The following is a 16486-nucleotide window of genomic DNA, read 5'->3' as shown; positions in this document are numbered from 1 at the left end:
CGCAATAGCCGTGCCCGGCGTCTTTATACCGCGAGTACGGGCACTGCCCAACCGTTATCCACCTGGACAACGGTCCGCCTTCATCTAAGGAAGCCTTGCTATGCGCCGACGTGCCAGCCTGATCGCCCTGTGTATCGGGCTTGTTTTCAACTCGGCGGCCCAGGCCGAACCCCTGGCCACCCGCTGGGTCAGTGCCGGCGGTGCGCTGAGCGAGTGGGTGGTGGCGCTGGGCGGCGAGTCGCGGCTGGTGGGCGTCGACACCACCAGCCAGCACCCGGCGAGCCTCAAGGCGCTGCCCAGCATCGGCTACCAGCGTCAGCTGTCGGCCGAAGGGGTGCTCAGCTTGCGCCCGGACCTGCTGGTGGGCACCGAGGAAATGGGCCCGCCAGAGGTGCTCAAGCAGCTCCGGGGGGCCGGGGTGAAGGTGGAGCTGTTTTCGAGCACGCCCGAGCTGCAGGCCGTGCATGGCAACCTCCGGCAACTGGGCCGCCTGATGGGCGACGAGGCACAGGCAGAGCGCCTGTTCGGCGAGTACTGGCAGCAGCTTGACGGGCTGGCGGCACGAATCAAGGCAGTGCAGGGCAGTCAGGCGGCCCCTGGCGTGATTCTGCTGGTGGGGCATGGCGGTGCCAAGCCGATGATCGCGGGCAAGGGGACCGCAGGCGACTGGATGATTCGCCAGGCCGGCGGGCGCAACCTGGCCGACAATGACGGCTACAAGAACTTCTCGGTCGAGGCGCTGGCGGCGCTGAACCCCCAGGTGCTGGTGTTTGCCGATCGCAGCCTGTCGGGCGAGGCGGCGCTGCAGGCCCTGCTCAAGGAAAACCCGGCGCTGGCGGCCTCTCGCGCAGCACGGGACAAGCGTCTGGTCGAACTTGACCCGACCTTGCTGGTGGGCGGCCTCGGGCCGCGTCAGCCGGCCAGCCTGCAAGCGCTGGCGCAAGCCTTCTACCCGGCGGCCAAGGCGCAACTGGCCCCATGAATCGACTGGTACCACCGCGTGCTCTGTTCATCGGCCTGAGCCTGCTGTGCCTTTTGGCGGTGTGGCTGTCATTGGCCCTGGGGCCGGTCAGCCTGCCGTTGCTCGACACCCTGCGAGCCGGGCTGCGCCTGATAGGCGTGCCGATTCAGGCCCAGGGGCTGGAGCAGGCCGAACTGATCCTGGGCCAGATTCGTCTGCCGCGCACCTTGCTCGGGCTGGTGGTCGGCGCGGTGCTGGCGATTTCCGGGGTGGCGATGCAGGGCCTGTTTCGCAACCCGCTGGCCGACCCCGGCCTGGTCGGGGTGTCCAGCGGTGCTGCACTCGGGGCGGCGGTGGCGATTGTGGGCGGCAACTGGCTGGGGGGCGTGCCCGAGGTGTTCGCGCCCTATCTGTTGTCGATCTTCGCCTTTCTCGGCGGGCTGGGCGTGACGGCGCTGGTCTACCGGTTGGGCCGGCGTGACGGTCAGACCAGTGTCGCCACCATGCTGCTGGCGGGCATCGCCCTGACCGCCCTGGCCGCCTCGGTGGTGGGGCTGTTCACTTATCTTGCCGATGACGCCACGCTGCGTACGCTGACGTTCTGGAACCTGGGCAGTCTCAATGGCGCAAGCTACACGCGCCTGTGGCCGTTGTTGCTGGTGGCGGTGGTGGTGACCTGGTGGCTGCCACGCCGGGCCGAGGCGCTCAATGCCCTGCTGCTGGGTGAGTCGGAGGCGCGCCACCTGGGTATCGAGGTCGAAACACTCAAGCGCGAACTGGTGTTCTGCACCGCGCTGGGCGTGGGGGCGGCGGTAGCGGCGGCGGGGTTGATCGGTTTTGTCGGGCTGGTGGTGCCGCACATGGTGCGACTGTTGTCCGGCCCCGACCATCGCGTGTTGCTGCCGGCGTCGCTGCTGGCCGGAGCGTCGCTGCTGCTGTTCGCCGACCTGATCGCGCGGCTGGCACTGGCGCCGGCAGAACTGCCGATTGGCATCGTCACTGCATTTATCGGTGCCCCCTTCTTCCTTTTTCTGCTGCTACGGGGGCGTGCCTGATGCTACGGGTGGAGAACCTGCAGGTGGTGCGCGGGCAGACCCGGGTGCTCGATGGCATCACCCTGGGCATCGAGCCGGGGCAGGTGCTGGGTGTGCTGGGCCCCAATGGTGCTGGCAAGAGCACCTTGCTCGCAGCGTTGTGCGGCGAATTGCCTGCCCCTCATGGCCGTGTGCTGCTGGATGAGCGTGCGTTGGGCGACTGGAGCGGTCATGAGCGGGCACAACGCCTGGCGGTACTGCCGCAGACTTCAAGCCTGGGCTTTGCGTTTCGTGTCGAGGAGGTGGTGGCCATGGGGCGACTGCCCCACCGCACTGGTCAGGTGCGCGACCAGGCAATCGTGGTCGAGGCGCTGGAGGCGGCGGATGCCGGGCACCTGGTGGGGCGCAGCTACCTGGCGCTGTCGGGGGGCGAGCGTCAGCGAGTGCACCTGGCGCGGGTGCTGGCGCAGCTCTGGCCAGGGGGCGACGGCTGCACGCTGTTGCTCGACGAGCCGACGTCCATGCTCGACCCCTTGCATCAGCACACCACGTTGCAGGCGGTCAGAGCCTTTGCCGACCGTGGTGCGGCGGTACTGGTGATCCTGCATGACCTGAACCTGGCGGCGCGCTATTGTGACCGCATCCTGCTGCTCGAACGTGGCTGCCCGCATGCGCTGGATACCCCTGAACAGGTGCTTCGGCCCGAAGCGCTGCGCGCCGTGTTCGGCCTTGAAGTACTGGTTCAACCTCACCCCGAGCGGGGGCACCCGCTCATCATCGCCCGCTAGGAGCTCGCCCATGCCTCGCACGTTGCTGTTTGGCACCCTGTTGCTGCTGGCGTTGGGACTGAGCGCTTGCCAGTCCGGCGCAGCGTTGGCGCCACTGCCGCAGTGGCAAGGCCCGCAGGGACGCGAGCATGCCGAGCTGGGGCAGATCCGCGAGTTGAGCACAGGCCGGTTACTGACACCGGAGCAACTGGTCCGGCGCCTGGCTGCGGCACCGCGGGTGCTGGTGGGGGAGCAGCACGACAACCCCGATCACCATGCCTTGCAGTTGTGGTTGTTACGCGCGCTGGAGCAGCAACGGCCGCAGGGCAGCCTGCTGTTGGAGATGCTGGAGCCGGCGCAGCAGGCGCGGGTGGATGCACTCAAGCAGCAGCCCACGCTACCGGTCGACCTGGTGTCGGCGCTGCACTGGCAATCAGGTTGGGATTGGGCCCTGTATGGCCCGATCGTGCGCCATGCGCTGGGGCAGCCCTATCCGTTGCTGGCGGCGAACCTTGATCGCGCCGAGGTGCGGGATATCTACCGCCAGGTACCGAAGTTGGAGGGGCAGCACGCTACGACCGCTGCGGTTACCCAGGCCTTGCTCGACCAGGTACGTGAAGGGCATTGCGGGCTGCTGCCTGAATCGCAGATGCCGGCCATGCTGGCGGTACAGCAGCAGCGTGACCGGCGAATTGCCCAGCGCCTGATGCAGGCGCCGACGCCGGCCCTGCTGTTGGCGGGGGCCTATCACGTGCGCAACGACCTGGGCGTGCCCTTGCATCTGCTGGACTTGGGGGTAGAACAGGGCACCAGCGTGCTGATGCTGGCGCAGGTGGGGGAAAAGGTGGACGCAGGCATGGCCGATTACGTGTGGTTTACCGCTGGCGTGGCCGAGCAGGATTACTGCGCGAGCCTGCGCAAGGGCGGGTGATACAGGCTGTGAATGTGTGGTGCCCTTTTCGTTGGCTTGCCAGTGCATAGGCCATGACAGGCAACTCAAATCCCAGGCAAAAAAAGACCCGGCAAAGTGCCGGGTCAATAACCGTGATTAGCCTGATGAGGAGATAATCTGAGAGTCCGAACCAAGGTCTTTCAGAATATCCAACCAGTCTCGCGACCAGTTGTGATAATCATAACGATTCTCATTTCGAAGTCAATCCTTTCATTCTGCTTATTTCAATTATTTTTGCAGGGCGCCTTGGCATCCAGCTGTTTGTTCAGCGCATCCTTGCGTTCAACGGGGATGTCGTTCCAGTGCACATCCAGCAGCGCGCCTTCTATCGCGTAGAGCAGCACCTTCGAGGCACGAAAGCCGCGGCTGCGTACCGCGTGGTAGGCGTTCACCGCGCCCAGCCGACGAAGGTCCGAGAGACTGTGGATGCCCACCGCATGCAGCCACTGCGCCGACGTCTTGCCAAGATTTTTCAGATGCTGAAGTTCATCGTTCATCAAGCCTCCTTGCGACGGCTGAACGGGTCCTGGAGATTGATTCGTGGGCAGGTCAAGAAGGAGTGTAGCGGCAGTTGGAAAATACGCGGCGTTTTGCCATGGGCGGTGCACGGCGGGGCCTGCAGCCACCGCCGGCATTACCAGGCGGTGGCTGTCGGCAGATGCTTTCAGCGGGTGCGGTAACGCAGGCGGGTGCCGAAATTGACCGACATCAGAATCTCGTCGGCACTCAGTTCTGCGGGGAAGTAGGTGCCGGAGATCTGCGCATGGGCCAGGCTGGCACCTTCGAGGCAGTTCTCGCGCAGGTCCAGCCCACGCAGGTCGGAGGCGCGAAAGTAGGCGCCACTGAAATCGATGCCCTCGGTGTCCAGCTTGCGCAGGTCCAGTCCTCGAAAGTCACCATCCTTGAAGTCGACAATGGCGTTCCTGGGCTTCTCACGATTGAATTCCGCGATGTGTTCCTTGTGCACCAGAGCGTATAGCGCGCTGTCGAGCTGGCGTGGCTGGTTCATGAGGGCGCCTCCTTGTGTGGCCTGATGATGGCATTATAGTGCCACTGTGCGGAGGCGCCCGAGATAGAGGCGTGAAGTGTGGACTGCTTCACGCCCTCGCCGTTTTAAAGGCCGGGCAGGCGCTGGCGAATCTGCTTGACCAGTTCATCCAGGCTGCCGCTTTCGTTGGTTTCCACGCGCTTGGCCTTGAGCAGCTCTTCGCCTGTCAGCGGGTCGCGACTGGCTTGCTGGGCGGCGACCACTTCCAGAGTGGCGTCGGACGGGTCGTTCTGGTCGGCCTGGCGCTGTGCCAGCCAGCTGGCGATCACGGCGTCCGGTGAATTGCAGTCGAGGATCAGGAAGGGAACGCCGGTTTCGCTGGCAACGTCGGCGGCGGCCTGGCGCTGTGCCTGCTTGAGGTAGGTGGCATCGATCACCACCGGGAACCCCGCGCGCAGGATTGTTCCGGCCAGCTGATGCAGGTGCTGGTAGGTCTTCTGGCTGGCGTCATCGGCGTAGATGCCTTGTTGCAGCTGACCGGCGGCCTGCTCGGCCTGCTCGCCGAACAGGCGCTTGCGTTCAACGTCCGAGCGCAGGCGAATGGCACCCAGTGCTTCGACCATGCGCATGGCGACATGGCTTTTGCCAACGGCCGACACACCGTGGGTGATGGCCAGCAGGCGCGACGGGATGGCGCTGTAGCTCTCGGCCAGGTTGGCGTAGTTGCGGTACTGACGCAGGGTGGTGGCCCGTTGTACGCCATCGGCGTCGGCCGGCATGCTGAACAGCGCGACCTTGGCCCGCACCAGCGCACGGTAGGCCTTGTAGAAGTTCAGCAGTTCGAGGCCGGCGTAATCGCCGGTGATTTCCAGGTACTGGCTGATGAAGCGCCGCGCCAGCGACTTGAGGCCGCGGTCTTCCAGGTCCATGGCCAGGAACGCCGTATCGGCGTACACATCGGTCAGGCGGAAGGGTTCGTTGAATTCGATGCAGTCGAAAATCACCACCTTGCCGTCGATCAGTGTGGCGTTGCCCAGGTGGATATCGCCATGGCACTCGCGTATGAAACCTTCGGCCTTGCGCGTTTCGAACAGGCCGTGCAGTCGATCGAAGCTGCTGCGCGCCCAGGCCTGCAACGCATCGAGCTGCACCAGGTCGGCCTTGTCGCTGAGGAACGGGCGAATCTGTTCGAAGTTCTGTTCAACCGGAGCCATCACGCTGTCGGGCGTGCCCAACGGGTGTTCGACAGCCACTTTCGGTGCGGCCAGGTGGAACTGGGCGATCTGGCGGGCCATCTGGTCGATATGCGCAGCGGTCAGTTCGCCATTGGCCTGCAGCGTGCTGAGCATCTGGTTCTGGGGGAACTGGCGCATTTTCAGCGCGTACTCGATCGGCGCGCCGTCACCTCCCAGCTGCGGGGCCTCGACGCTGCCGGTGATGGGCAGTACTTCCAGGTACAGGTCGTCGGTCAGGCGCTGGTTGAGGCGCAGTTCTTCGGCGCAGAAATGCGCGCGACCCGACAGCTCGGTGAAGTCCAGGAAGCCGAAGTTCATCGGTTTCTTGATCTTGTAGGCGTATTCGCCCGTGAGCAGCACCCAGGAAATGTGCGTCTCGATGACCTGGAATTCCTTTACAGGGTGCGCAAACAGGGCCGGGTTTTGCAGGGCGGCGATCAAGGCTTGGCTCACGGTCGATCCTTCTGGGTCGTGGGAGATTCGAATCGACCATTATGGCGGCAAGCGGGGCCGCTGCAAACCGCCGGAGGGCGTCTGTCGACAAGCCATAAAGTGCGTATAATCCGCCGCCATGACTCGTACCCGATCTTCCCATACCTCTAAAAAACGCCCTTCTGGCCGCGCGCGCGCCTGGTTGGGCTGGGCCCTCAAGCTCAGCCTGGTCGGCCTTGTGGTGCTGGCCGGCTTTGCGGTTTATCTCGATGCCGTGGTCCAGGAGAAATTCTCCGGCAAACGCTGGACCATCCCGGCCAAGGTCTACGCACGCCCGCTCGAGCTGTTCGTCGGGCAGAAGCTGAGCAAGAACGACTTCCTGATCGAGCTCGATGCCCTGGGCTATCGCCGCGAAAGCGTGGCCAACGGCCCGGGCGCAGCCTCGGTCAATGGCAACACCATCGACCTCAATACCCGCGGCTTCCAGTTCTATGAAGGCATGGAAAAAGCCCAGGGCGTGCGCGTACGCTTCTCGGGCGACTACGTTGCCGGCCTGAGCGGTACCAATGGCTCGAAGCTCGACGTGGTGCGCCTGGAGCCGCTGCTGATCGGCGGCATCTACCCGAAGAACCTCGAAGACCGCATCCTGATCAAGCTCGATCAGGCGCCGCCCTATCTGCTCGAAACCCTGGTGGCGGTGGAAGACCGTGACTTCTATCACCACTTCGGGGTGTCGCCCAAGTCGATTGCGCGGGCCATATGGGTCAACACCTCGTCCGGCGCCATGCGCCAGGGCGGCAGTACCCTGACCCAGCAGTTGGTCAAGAACTTCTACCTGACCAACGAGCGCAGCCTCAGCCGCAAGCTCAACGAAGCGATGATGGCGCTGCTGCTCGAAGCCCACTACAGCAAGCGCGACATCCTCGAGGCGTACCTCAACGAGGTGTTCGTGGGCCAGGATGGCCAGCGTGCGGTGCACGGTTTCGGCCTGGCCAGCCAGTTCTTCTTCAGCCAGCCGCTGTCCGAGCTCAAGCTGCACCAGGTGGCGCTGCTGGTGGGCATGGTCAAGGGACCGTCCTACTACAACCCGCGTCGTTCTCCGGAACGCGCGCTGACGCGTCGCAACCTGGTGCTCGACTTGCTGGCCGAGCAGGGCGTGGCGACCCCCGAAGCGGTCGAGGCCGCGAAGAAAATGCCACTGGGTGTGACCAAGCGCGGCAGCCTGGCGGACAGCTCGTTCCCCGGCTTCCTCGATCTGGTCAAGCGCCAGTTGCGCCAGGACTACCGTGACGAAGACTTGACCGAGGAGGGGCTGCGTATCTTCACCAGCTTCGACCCGATCCTGCAGATGAAGTCCGAAGCGGCGATGAACGAAACCTTCAAGCGCCTCAGCGGGCGCAAGGGGGCGGACGAAGTCGAGGCGGCGATGGTGGTGACCAACCCGGAAACCGGGGAGGTGCAGGCACTGATCGGCAGCCGCCAGGCCGGGTTTGCCGGTTTCAACCGTGCCATCGACGCCGTGCGTCCCATCGGCTCGCTGGTCAAGCCCGCGGTGTACCTGACCGCGCTGGAAAAACCGAGCCAGTTCACCCTCACCAGCTGGGTGCAGGATGAACCCTTCTCGGTGAAGGGCGCCGACGGCCAGGTGTGGAAGCCGCAGAACTACGACCGGCGCGCCCATGGCACGATCTTCCTGTACCAGGGGCTGGCCAATTCCTACAACCTGTCGACCGCCAAGCTTGGCCTGGAAGTGGGCGTGCCCAACGTGCTCAAGACCATTGGCCGCCTGGGTGTCAACGTCGACTGGCCGGCCTTCCCTTCGATGCTGCTGGGTGCCGGGGGCATGTCGCCGGTGCAGGTTGCGACCATGTACCAGACCTTGGCCAATGGCGGCTTCAACACGCCGATGCGAGGCATCCGCAGCGTGCTGACCGCCGAGGGCGAGCCGCTCAAGCGCTACCCGTTCCAGATCCAGCAGACCTTCGACCCGGGGTCCATCTATCTGGTGCAGAACGCCATGCAGCGGGTGATGCGTGAAGGTACCGGGCGCTCGGTTTACAGTGTATTGCCCAGTTCGTTGAACCTGGCCGGCAAGACCGGTACCAGCAACGATTCGCGTGACAGCTGGTTCGCAGGGTTCAGCCAGGACCTGCTGGCAGTGGTGTGGCTGGGTCGCGATGACAACGGCAAGACACCGTTCACCGGCGCCACCGGCGCGTTGCAGGTCTGGACCAGCTTCATGCGCAAGGCCGACCCGCTGCCGCTGGACATGCCACAGCCTGACAACGTGGTGCAGGCCTGGGTCGATCCGCATACCGGCCAAGGTTCCGATGCCAGCTGCCCGGGCGCGGTACAGATGCCGTATATTCGCGGCAGTGAGCCAGTGGCCGGCGCCGCCTGTGGCGGCGAGCAGGCACCTGCCGAGTCCGTGATGGACTGGGTCAAGGGCTGGATGAATTAAGCCAAAGCACAGCAAAGAGGGTGTGACGTGAACAAGTGGTTGTTTCCTGCCTTGACGGCACTGGCTTTGCTTACAGGTTGCGCCAGCGTGCAGCGTGGCTCGATCCCCGTAGTGGATTCAGGGACGCGGGTTTCCAACAGCGAGCGAGTGTCGGCCAACCGTGCCGGCGCTGCCGTGAACACCGGTACTCGCCAGGCGCAGGCGATGCCGCAGGATTCCGGGGTGACGGTGATGGTGCCCCAGGGCGCCGGCTCCGAGCCGATCCAGACCTTTGCGGCGCCTACCGGGCCAGCGTCGATCGACACCGGGCCGATTACCCCAGGCCCGCAGAATTCGGCGCCGTTCCCGAGCACCAGCAGCGGTGGCTACAGCGCACCGAGCGCACCCACCGGCATTCCCAGTTCGAACGCCGGCAGCGGCGGCCTCTCGGCTGACGAACAGCTCGATGGCCCGGTGCTGGCGCTGTTGACCACGGCGCAGACGCAGCAGACCGGGGGCGATCTCAACGGCGCCTCGTCCAGCCTTGAGCGTGCCCAGCGCATTGCCCCGCGTGAACCGCAGGTACTCTACCGTCTGGCCCAGGTGCGACTGGCCCAGGGCGATGCGGCGCAGTCCGAACAGCTGGCGCGACGTGCCCTGACCTACGCCAACGGTCGCCCCGATCTGCAGGCCGGCCTGTGGGACATCATCGCCCAGGCGCGCGACAAGCAGGGTGACGCCGCCGGCGCCGCGCTGGCTCGCCAGAAAGCCAAGGTCAGCCTGTAATGGAGGCGCGCATCCTGGCGATTGCAGACCACCTGCTGCTGATAGAGCACGAGCTGCACAGGCAGGGCTGGTGGTCCGCCGAGGCGCCCAGTGCGCAAGCCCTGGCCAGCACCACGCCGTTCGCCGTCGACGCCATGAACTTCGATCAGTGGCTGCAGTGGATCTTTCTGCCGAAGATGAAACAGATACTCGAAAACGGTGCGCCGCTGCCCAGTGCCTCGGGCATCCTGGTGATGGCTGAAACGGTGTACGTGGATCGGCCGCAAGAAAGTCGCGAGTTGCGTCGTCTATTAGCAGAGTTTGACCAATTGATCAGTGCTTCTGCCTGAATTTCCCTATTTTCACCCTAAGAGCCGCAGATTGTGGCTCTTTTTGTTTCTGAAGTTTGTTTTTCTGCTGCTGTCTTTGTAATTCGTGGTGGCTGCGGATCGTCATTTGGAAAAATTGGCAATAATTTTTCTTGACTTGCAGGCGCAGAATCAGAAGAATCCAGTTTCCGCTGTAGAGGGACTGCCAGAAGCAGACCCGCTAAGCAGATCATGAGGCGCACACCCGCGCCGACCTGTTACACCCCGCAACGCGTTACCTCGCGCTGGGTGGGAAAACCCCGCAACACTTTGGGGCGCTCCCAATACTTGCTCAGTCAGTGCTGACGTAGTCGGCGATTTCGTCGCTCATGCTCTACTTGGCAGTAAACCTATTAAGACCCGTCCTGCCTGGACGGTATTCTGGCGTTTTAGAGGTGAACAACGTGGAGCTTTTATCTGGCGCTGAAATGGTCGTCCGCTTTTTGCGTGACGAAGGCGTTAAGCACATCTACGGGTACCCTGGCGGTGCTCTCCTGCATGTATACGATGCCCTGTTCAAGGAACCGGAAGTAAGCCACATCCTGGTTCGCCACGAGCAGGCGGCAACCCACATGGCCGACGGCTATGCCCGTGCCACCGGCAAGGCCGGCGTGGTACTGGTGACTTCCGGTCCGGGTGCCACCAATGCCATCACCGGTATTGCCACGGCGTACATGGACTCCATCCCGATGGTCATCCTCTCCGGTCAGGTGCCCAGCACCATGGTCGGTACCGATGCCTTCCAGGAAACCGACATGATCGGTATCTCGCGGCCGATCGTGAAGCACAGCTTCATGATCAAACATGCCTCGGAAATTCCTGAAATCCTGAAAAAAGCCTTCTACCTGGCTGAATCCGGTCGTCCTGGCCCGGTTGTCGTCGATATTCCGAAAGACATGACCAACCCGGCCGAGAAGTTCGAGTACGTCTACCCGAAAAAGGTCAAGCTGCGCTCCTACAGCCCGGCCGTTCGCGGGCACTCGGGTCAGATCCGCAAGGCCGCCGAGATGCTGCTGGCCGCCAAGCGCCCGATCGTCTACTCCGGCGGTGGCGTGATCCTCGGTGGTGGCTCGGCTGCGTTGACCGAGGTCGCGCAACTGCTCAACCTGCCGGTCACCAATACCCTCATGGGGCTGGGTGGCTATCCGGGCACCGACCGTCAGTTCCTGGGCATGCTCGGCATGCACGGCAGCTACACGGCCAACCTGGCGATGCACCATGCCGACGTGATCCTGGCCGTCGGTGCGCGTTTCGACGACCGTGTGGTCAACGGCCCGGCGCGGTTCTGCCCGAATGCCAAGGTCATCCACATCGACATCGACCCGGCATCGATCTCCAAGACCATCAAGGCCGATGTGCCTATCGTCGGTCCGGTCGAGAGCGTGTTGAGCGAAATGCTCGCCACCTTGCGCGAAATCGGCGAGAAGCCTGATCAGGCGGCGATGGATGCCTGGTGGAAGCAGATTGCCGAATGGCGTGGCGACGGCATCATGTTCCCGTACAACAAGGGCGATGGCAGCGTCATCAAGCCGCAGACCGTGATCGAAACCCTGTGCGAAGTCACCAAGGGGGATGCGTTCGTCACCTCCGACGTGGGTCAGCACCAGATGTTCGCGGCGCAGTACTACCGCTTCAACAAGCCGAACCGCTGGATCAACTCCGGCGGCCTGGGCACCATGGGCTTCGGTTTCCCGGCGGCCATGGGCGTCAAGCTGAACTTCCCGGATCAGGACGTTGCCTGTGTCACCGGCGAGGGCAGCATCCAGATGAACATTCAGGAGCTCTCTACCTGCCTGCAGTACGACCTGCCGGTAAAGATCGTCAACCTGAACAATGGCGTGTTGGGCATGGTTCGCCAATGGCAGGACATGGCCTACAACAGCCGTCACTCGCACTCCTACATGGAATCGCTGCCTGACTTCGTCAAGCTGGCCGAAGCCTATGGTCACGTGGGTATCCGCATCACCGACCTGAAGGACCTCAAGCCCAAGCTCGAGGAAGCCTTCGCCATGAAAGACCGGTTGGTGTTCATCGATATCCAGGTCGACAACAGCGAGCACGTCTATCCGATGCAGATCAAAGACGGCTCGATGCGCGATATGTGGCTGAGCAAGACGGAGCGGACCTAATCATGCGGCACATTATTTCCCTGCTGTTGGAAAACGAACCAGGTGCCTTGTCCCGTGTGGTCGGCCTGTTCTCGCAGCGCAACTACAACATCGAAAGCCTGACCGTCGCCCCGACCGAAGACCCGACCCTGTCGCGCCTGACGTTGACCACGGTCGGTCATGACGAGGTGATCGAGCAGATCACCAAGAACCTGAACAAGCTGGTTGAAGTGGTCAAGCTGGTCGACCTGTCGGAAAGCGCGCACATCGAGCGTGAACTGATGCTGGTCAAGATCAAGGCCACGGGTGCGCAGCGTGCCGAGATCAAGCGCACCACCGATATCTATCGTGGGCAGATCGTCGACGTCAGCAGCACGGTCTATACCGTGCAGCTGTCGGGCACCAGCGACAAGCTGGACAGCTTCATCCAGTCGATTGGTACCGCGTCCATTCTCGAAACAGTACGCAGTGGTGTCACCGGCATTGCCCGTGGCGACAAAGTGCTCAGCATCTAACTCAAAAAATTAGCGAATGGCCTGAAAGGGCCGAGATAACCAGGGGTATTTTCATGAAAGTTTTCTACGACAAAGACTGCGACCTTTCGATCATCCAGGGCAAGAAAGTTGCCATCATCGGTTATGGTTCCCAGGGCCACGCTCAAGCGTGCAACCTGAAAGACTCCGGTGTGGATGTCACTGTCGGTCTGCGTAAAGGTTCGGCCACCGTTGCCAAAGCCGAAGCCCACGGCCTGAAAGTGGCTGACGTGGCAAGCGCTGTTGCCGGTGCCGACCTGGTCATGATCCTGACCCCGGACGAGTTCCAGTCGCAGCTGTACAAGAACGAAGTCGAGCCGAACATCAAGAAGGGCGCCACCCTGGCCTTCTCCCACGGTTTCGCTATCCACTACAACCAGGTCGTTCCACGTGCTGACCTGGACGTGATCATGATCGCGCCAAAAGCGCCTGGTCACACCGTGCGTTCCGAGTTCGTGAAAGGCGGCGGTATCCCTGACCTGATCGCCATCTACCAGGACGCTTCCGGCAATGCCAAGAACGTTGCCCTGTCCTACGCCGCAGGCGTTGGTGGCGGCCGTACCGGCATCATCGAAACCACCTTCAAGGACGAGACCGAAACCGACCTGTTCGGCGAGCAGGCCGTTCTGTGCGGCGGTACCGTCGAGCTGGTCAAGGCCGGCTTCGAAACCCTGGTTGAAGCGGGCTACGCGCCAGAAATGGCCTACTTCGAGTGCCTGCACGAACTGAAGCTGATCGTTGACCTCATGTACGAAGGCGGTATCGCCAACATGAACTACTCGATCTCCAACAACGCCGAATACGGCGAGTACGTGACCGGCCCTGAAGTCATCAACGCCGAATCCCGTCAGGCCATGCGCAATGCCCTGAAACGCATTCAGGACGGCGAATACGCCAAGATGTTCATCAGCGAAGGCGCTACCGGCTATCCTTCGATGACCGCCAAGCGTCGCAACAACGCTGCCCACGGTATCGAAGTCATCGGCGAGCAACTGCGCTCGATGATGCCTTGGATCGCAGCGAACAAAATCGTCGACAAGGCCAAGAACTGATCTTGATCTGATGCGATGAAAACGCGGCTTCGGCCGCGTTTTTTCGTTTAGGCAGTCAGCTTCTGGTATAAAGCTTCATCGTTTGCCGGCGAACCCTCGTCGCAGACGTCTGTCGAAACTTTCCAAACCGTTGCAAGGTAATGTCCATGAGCGAACGTCCCGAAGAGCCGAACAAGGCCTCTGACGCCGAAAGCCTGCTACCGATCGATGAGCATGTTGAAGAAGGGCATGACGCCGAAGGACGCAAGGTACGGCATCGCGGCATCTATCTGCTGCCCAACCTGTTCACCACTGCGAACCTGTTCGCCGGTTTCTATTCGATCATCAACTCCATGAGTGCGCAGAGCGCCCTGAGTGCCGGTGATCCGCGCGAAGCGAGCAAGTACTTCGCTTTCGCTGCCATCGCGATCTTCGTCGCCATGGTGCTCGATGGTCTGGACGGGCGTGTTGCCCGCATGACCAACACCCAGAGCGCCTTCGGCGCCGAGTACGACTCGTTGTCCGACATGGTCGCCTTTGGCGTGGCCCCGGCGTTGCTGGCCTTCGGCTGGGCGCTGGGTGACATGGGCAAGGTCGGCTGGATGGTTGCCTTCATCTATGTGGCGGGTGCGGCATTGCGCCTGGCACGCTTCAATACCCAGGTCGGCAAGGCCGACAAGCGCTACTTCATCGGCCTGGCCAGCCCGGCGGCAGCCGGCGTGGTTGCGGGTACGGTCTGGGCGTTCAGCGACTATGGCATCCAGGGTTCCAAGCTCTCGTTCCTGGTGGCGCTGCTGGTGGCGGCTGCCGGCATGCTGATGGTCAGCAACATCAAGTACAACAGCTTCAAGGAGCTGGACCTCAAGGGGCGGGTGCCGTTTGTGGCGATCCTTGTGGTGGTGCTGGTGTTCGCGGTGGTGTTCAGCGATCCGCCACGCATTCTGCTGCTGATTTTCCTCGCGTATGCCGCGTCGGGTCCTATCCAGTACCTGTTGCGTTCGCGTCGCAAGAAAACCACCGAGCAGTGATGTAATTTCCCCAAGGCTCCGTAGTCTACTGGTGCATCAGCTCACCGGTTCTACGGAGTCTTTATGCTTATCAAGCTGTCCCGGCCTTCCGACTGCAAAGAATCGGATATCACGCCTGAGTCCCTCTATCTCTCCCGACGCGCTCTGCTGGGTGGCACTGCGGCTGCATTGGCGGTCGGCAGCTTGCCGCGCTGGGCCGCTGCCGCCGAGGTTTCGCAGTATGCGGACGTCGACGCCGGTGCTGCCCCCAACTGGTTTGCCGAAAAACTGCCGGGCACCCAATGGCAGGCGGTAACGGTCAAGGGTGAAGCGATCACGCCGTTCAAGGATGCGACGCACTACAACAACTTCTACGAGTTCGGTACCGACAAGGGCGACCCTGCTGCCAACGCGGGTGCGCTGCCGACTTCGCCATGGACGGTGGTGGTGGATGGCGAGGTCGGTAAGCCGGGCCGCTATGCGCTCGAAGACTTCATGAAGCCTTATCAGTTGCAAGAGCGCATCTACCGGCTGCGTTGTGTGGAGGCCTGGTCGATGGTGATCCCCTGGTTGGGGTTTCCGATTTCGGCATTGCTCAAGCAGGTGGAACCGACCTCCAAGGCCCGGTACATCCGCTTCGAAACCCTGCAGGATCCAAAGCACATGCCCGGGCAGCGTTCGGGCTTCGCCCTGATCGACTGGCCCTATGTGGAAGGGCTGCGACTGGATGAGGCGATGAACCCGCTGGCCATCCTGGCGGTGGGCATGTATGGCCGCGAACTGCCCAACCAGAACGGTGCGCCGCTGCGCCTGGTGGTGCCGTGGAAGTATGGGTTCAAGAGCATCAAGTCCATCGTGCGTATCAGCCTGGTCGAGCAGCAGCCGCGCACCACCTGGCAGAACATCGCGCCTGAAGAGTACGGGTTCTATGCCAACGTGAACCCCACGGTGGACCACCCGCGCTGGACCCAGGCCCGTGAGCGCAGGCTGCCCAGCGGCCTGTTCAGCCCCAACGTTCGCGATACGCAGATGTTCAACGGCTATGCGGACGAAGTGGCTTCTTTATATAGCGGCCTGGACCTGCGGAAGAACTACTGATGCGCTATCCACTGTTTCGTTTCGCGGCCTTTCTGTTGGCTTGTGTCTGGCCGCTGTACTGGCTGGCCCAGGCTGTGCTCGATGCGCTGGGCCCCGATCCGGGCAAGGTGCTGGTGGATAGGATGGGGCAGGGTGCTCTGATCATGCTGCTGGTAACGCTTTGCATGACGCCGTTGCAGAAGCTGACAGGCTGGTCTGGCTGGATCGTGGTGCGCCGGCAGCTCGGCCTGTGGTGCTTTGCCTATGTGCTGATGCACTTGTGTGCCTACCTGTTCTTTATCCTCGGGTTGGACTGGGGGCAGTTGGGCGTCGAGTTGCGCAAGCGCCCTTACATCATTGTTGGGAGTTTGGCGCTTGTCGGGCTGCTGGCACTGGCGGTGACCTCCAACCGCTACAGCCAGCGCCGCTTGGGCGCGCGGTGGAAGAAGCTGCACCGGCTTGTTTACGTGATCCTGGGTCTGGGGCTGCTGCATTTTCTGTGGATAGTGCGGGCAGACCTCAAGGAATGGACGGTGTACGCGGTCATCGGTGGGTTGTTGATGCTGCTGAGAGTGCCTTCTATAGAGAGGCGCATTCCCCGTCTGGGAGGGCGCAAGCGTGTATCGGTGACGAAAGTTTCAAATTAGCCCTTGACGCACGATTTAATCTCTCTATAATTCGCCCCACTTCCGGCGCAGTCGGAACGAAAAACTCCTTGAATATCAACGAGTTGGACGTTTCAGGTCAGGCTGGAGGTGCTTCGATCGAAAGATCGGTAGCGGTGAAAA

At 62.5% G+C, this 16486-nt stretch carries 16 protein-coding genes; 13 read left to right on the top strand and 3 right to left on the bottom strand.

Features of this window, described 5'->3' with window-relative positions:
- Positions 1 to 100: 100 nt before the first annotated feature.
- Genes NP552_RS18025 through NP552_RS18010 form a run of 4 tightly spaced genes read left to right on the top strand, consistent with a single transcriptional unit; the run spans position 101 to position 3693 of the window.
- Complete coding sequence (locus NP552_RS18025) at positions 101 to 982, top strand: heme/hemin ABC transporter substrate-binding protein (protein WP_274096993.1); 882 nt, start codon at positions 101 to 103, stop codon at positions 980 to 982.
- Complete coding sequence (locus tag NP552_RS18020; protein ID WP_088514006.1) at positions 979 to 2016, top strand: FecCD family ABC transporter permease; 1038 nt, start codon at positions 979 to 981, stop codon at positions 2014 to 2016. The genes NP552_RS18025 and NP552_RS18020 overlap by 4 nt, the downstream gene beginning before the upstream one ends.
- On the top strand, positions 2016 to 2783 hold the full coding sequence (locus NP552_RS18015) for a heme ABC transporter ATP-binding protein (protein WP_274096992.1): 768 nt from the start codon (positions 2016 to 2018) through the stop codon (positions 2781 to 2783). Before NP552_RS18020 ends, NP552_RS18015 begins: the two co-directional genes overlap by 1 nt.
- A 10-nt stretch (positions 2784 to 2793) precedes the next feature.
- A complete protein-coding gene (locus tag NP552_RS18010; protein ID WP_088514008.1) occupies positions 2794 to 3693 on the top strand; it encodes a ChaN family lipoprotein in 900 nt (299 codons plus the stop codon).
- A 245-nt stretch (positions 3694 to 3938) separates the two neighbouring features.
- Here the strand turns inward: NP552_RS18010 and NP552_RS18005 are convergent, their stop codons facing one another.
- From NP552_RS18005 to NP552_RS17995, 3 genes are all read right to left on the bottom strand, one after another.
- Positions 3939 to 4211, bottom strand: coding sequence for a TfoX/Sxy family protein (locus tag NP552_RS18005; RefSeq protein WP_043863794.1), 273 nt, complete (start codon positions 4209 to 4211; stop codon positions 3939 to 3941).
- A 167-nt stretch (positions 4212 to 4378) separates the two neighbouring features.
- Positions 4379 to 4723 carry a pentapeptide repeat-containing protein gene (locus NP552_RS18000; protein ID WP_043863793.1) on the bottom strand — a complete coding sequence of 115 codons (345 nt, stop codon included), beginning with the start codon at positions 4721 to 4723 and terminating at the stop codon, positions 4379 to 4381.
- Positions 4724 to 4827: 104 nt separating this feature from the next.
- On the bottom strand, positions 4828 to 6390 hold the full coding sequence (locus NP552_RS17995) for a bifunctional aminoglycoside phosphotransferase/ATP-binding protein (RefSeq protein ID WP_274096991.1): 1563 nt from the start codon (positions 6388 to 6390) through the stop codon (positions 4828 to 4830).
- A 118-nt stretch (positions 6391 to 6508) separates the two neighbouring features.
- Here NP552_RS17995 and mrcB point away from each other — a divergent pair, with 118 nt between their 5' ends.
- The 9 genes from mrcB to msrQ all read left to right on the top strand — a co-directional run bounded on the left by mrcB (position 6509) and on the right by msrQ (position 16345).
- Positions 6509 to 8830, top strand: a complete 2322-nt coding sequence (mrcB, locus tag NP552_RS17990; protein WP_274096990.1) for a penicillin-binding protein 1B — start codon at positions 6509 to 6511, stop codon at positions 8828 to 8830.
- A gap of 27 nt (positions 8831 to 8857) precedes the next feature.
- A complete protein-coding gene (locus tag NP552_RS17985; protein ID WP_078481315.1) occupies positions 8858 to 9595 on the top strand; it encodes a hypothetical protein in 738 nt (245 codons plus the stop codon).
- Positions 9595 to 9924 carry a YqcC family protein gene (locus NP552_RS17980; protein ID WP_043863789.1) on the top strand — a complete coding sequence of 110 codons (330 nt, stop codon included), beginning with the start codon at positions 9595 to 9597 and terminating at the stop codon, positions 9922 to 9924. The genes NP552_RS17985 and NP552_RS17980 overlap by 1 nt, the downstream gene beginning before the upstream one ends.
- Before the next feature lie 422 nt (positions 9925 to 10346).
- Positions 10347 to 12071 carry an acetolactate synthase 3 large subunit gene (locus NP552_RS17975; RefSeq protein ID WP_043863936.1) on the top strand — a complete coding sequence of 575 codons (1725 nt, stop codon included), beginning with the start codon at positions 10347 to 10349 and terminating at the stop codon, positions 12069 to 12071.
- 2 nt (positions 12072 to 12073) lie between these two features.
- Positions 12074 to 12565, top strand: a complete 492-nt coding sequence (gene ilvN / locus NP552_RS17970; protein ID WP_043863788.1) for an acetolactate synthase small subunit — start codon at positions 12074 to 12076, stop codon at positions 12563 to 12565.
- A 53-nt stretch (positions 12566 to 12618) separates the two neighbouring features.
- On the top strand, positions 12619 to 13635 hold the full coding sequence (ilvC, locus tag NP552_RS17965) for a ketol-acid reductoisomerase (protein WP_043863787.1): 1017 nt from the start codon (positions 12619 to 12621) through the stop codon (positions 13633 to 13635).
- A gap of 146 nt (positions 13636 to 13781) precedes the next feature.
- Positions 13782 to 14642, top strand: a complete 861-nt coding sequence (gene pssA / locus NP552_RS17960; RefSeq protein ID WP_043863786.1) for a CDP-diacylglycerol--serine O-phosphatidyltransferase — start codon at positions 13782 to 13784, stop codon at positions 14640 to 14642.
- 63 nt (positions 14643 to 14705) lie between these two features.
- The gene (gene msrP / locus NP552_RS17955; protein WP_054916522.1) at positions 14706 to 15719 is read left to right on the top strand and encodes a protein-methionine-sulfoxide reductase catalytic subunit MsrP; all 1014 of its coding nucleotides are present in this window, start codon (positions 14706 to 14708) and stop codon (positions 15717 to 15719) included.
- Entirely contained in the window at positions 15719 to 16345 is a 627-nt protein-coding gene (msrQ, locus tag NP552_RS17950; protein ID WP_123753468.1) for a protein-methionine-sulfoxide reductase heme-binding subunit MsrQ, read from the top strand. Before msrP ends, msrQ begins: the two co-directional genes overlap by 1 nt.
- The last annotated feature ends 141 nt before the right edge of the window (positions 16346 to 16486 follow it).

This window comes from Pseudomonas sp. 8209 (assembly GCF_028682105.1).
Lineage (GTDB): Bacteria > Pseudomonadota > Gammaproteobacteria > Pseudomonadales > Pseudomonadaceae > Aquipseudomonas > Aquipseudomonas palmensis.
Note: the sequence above shows the minus strand (reverse complement) of the source record. Positions and strands in the feature narration are given on the sequence as shown.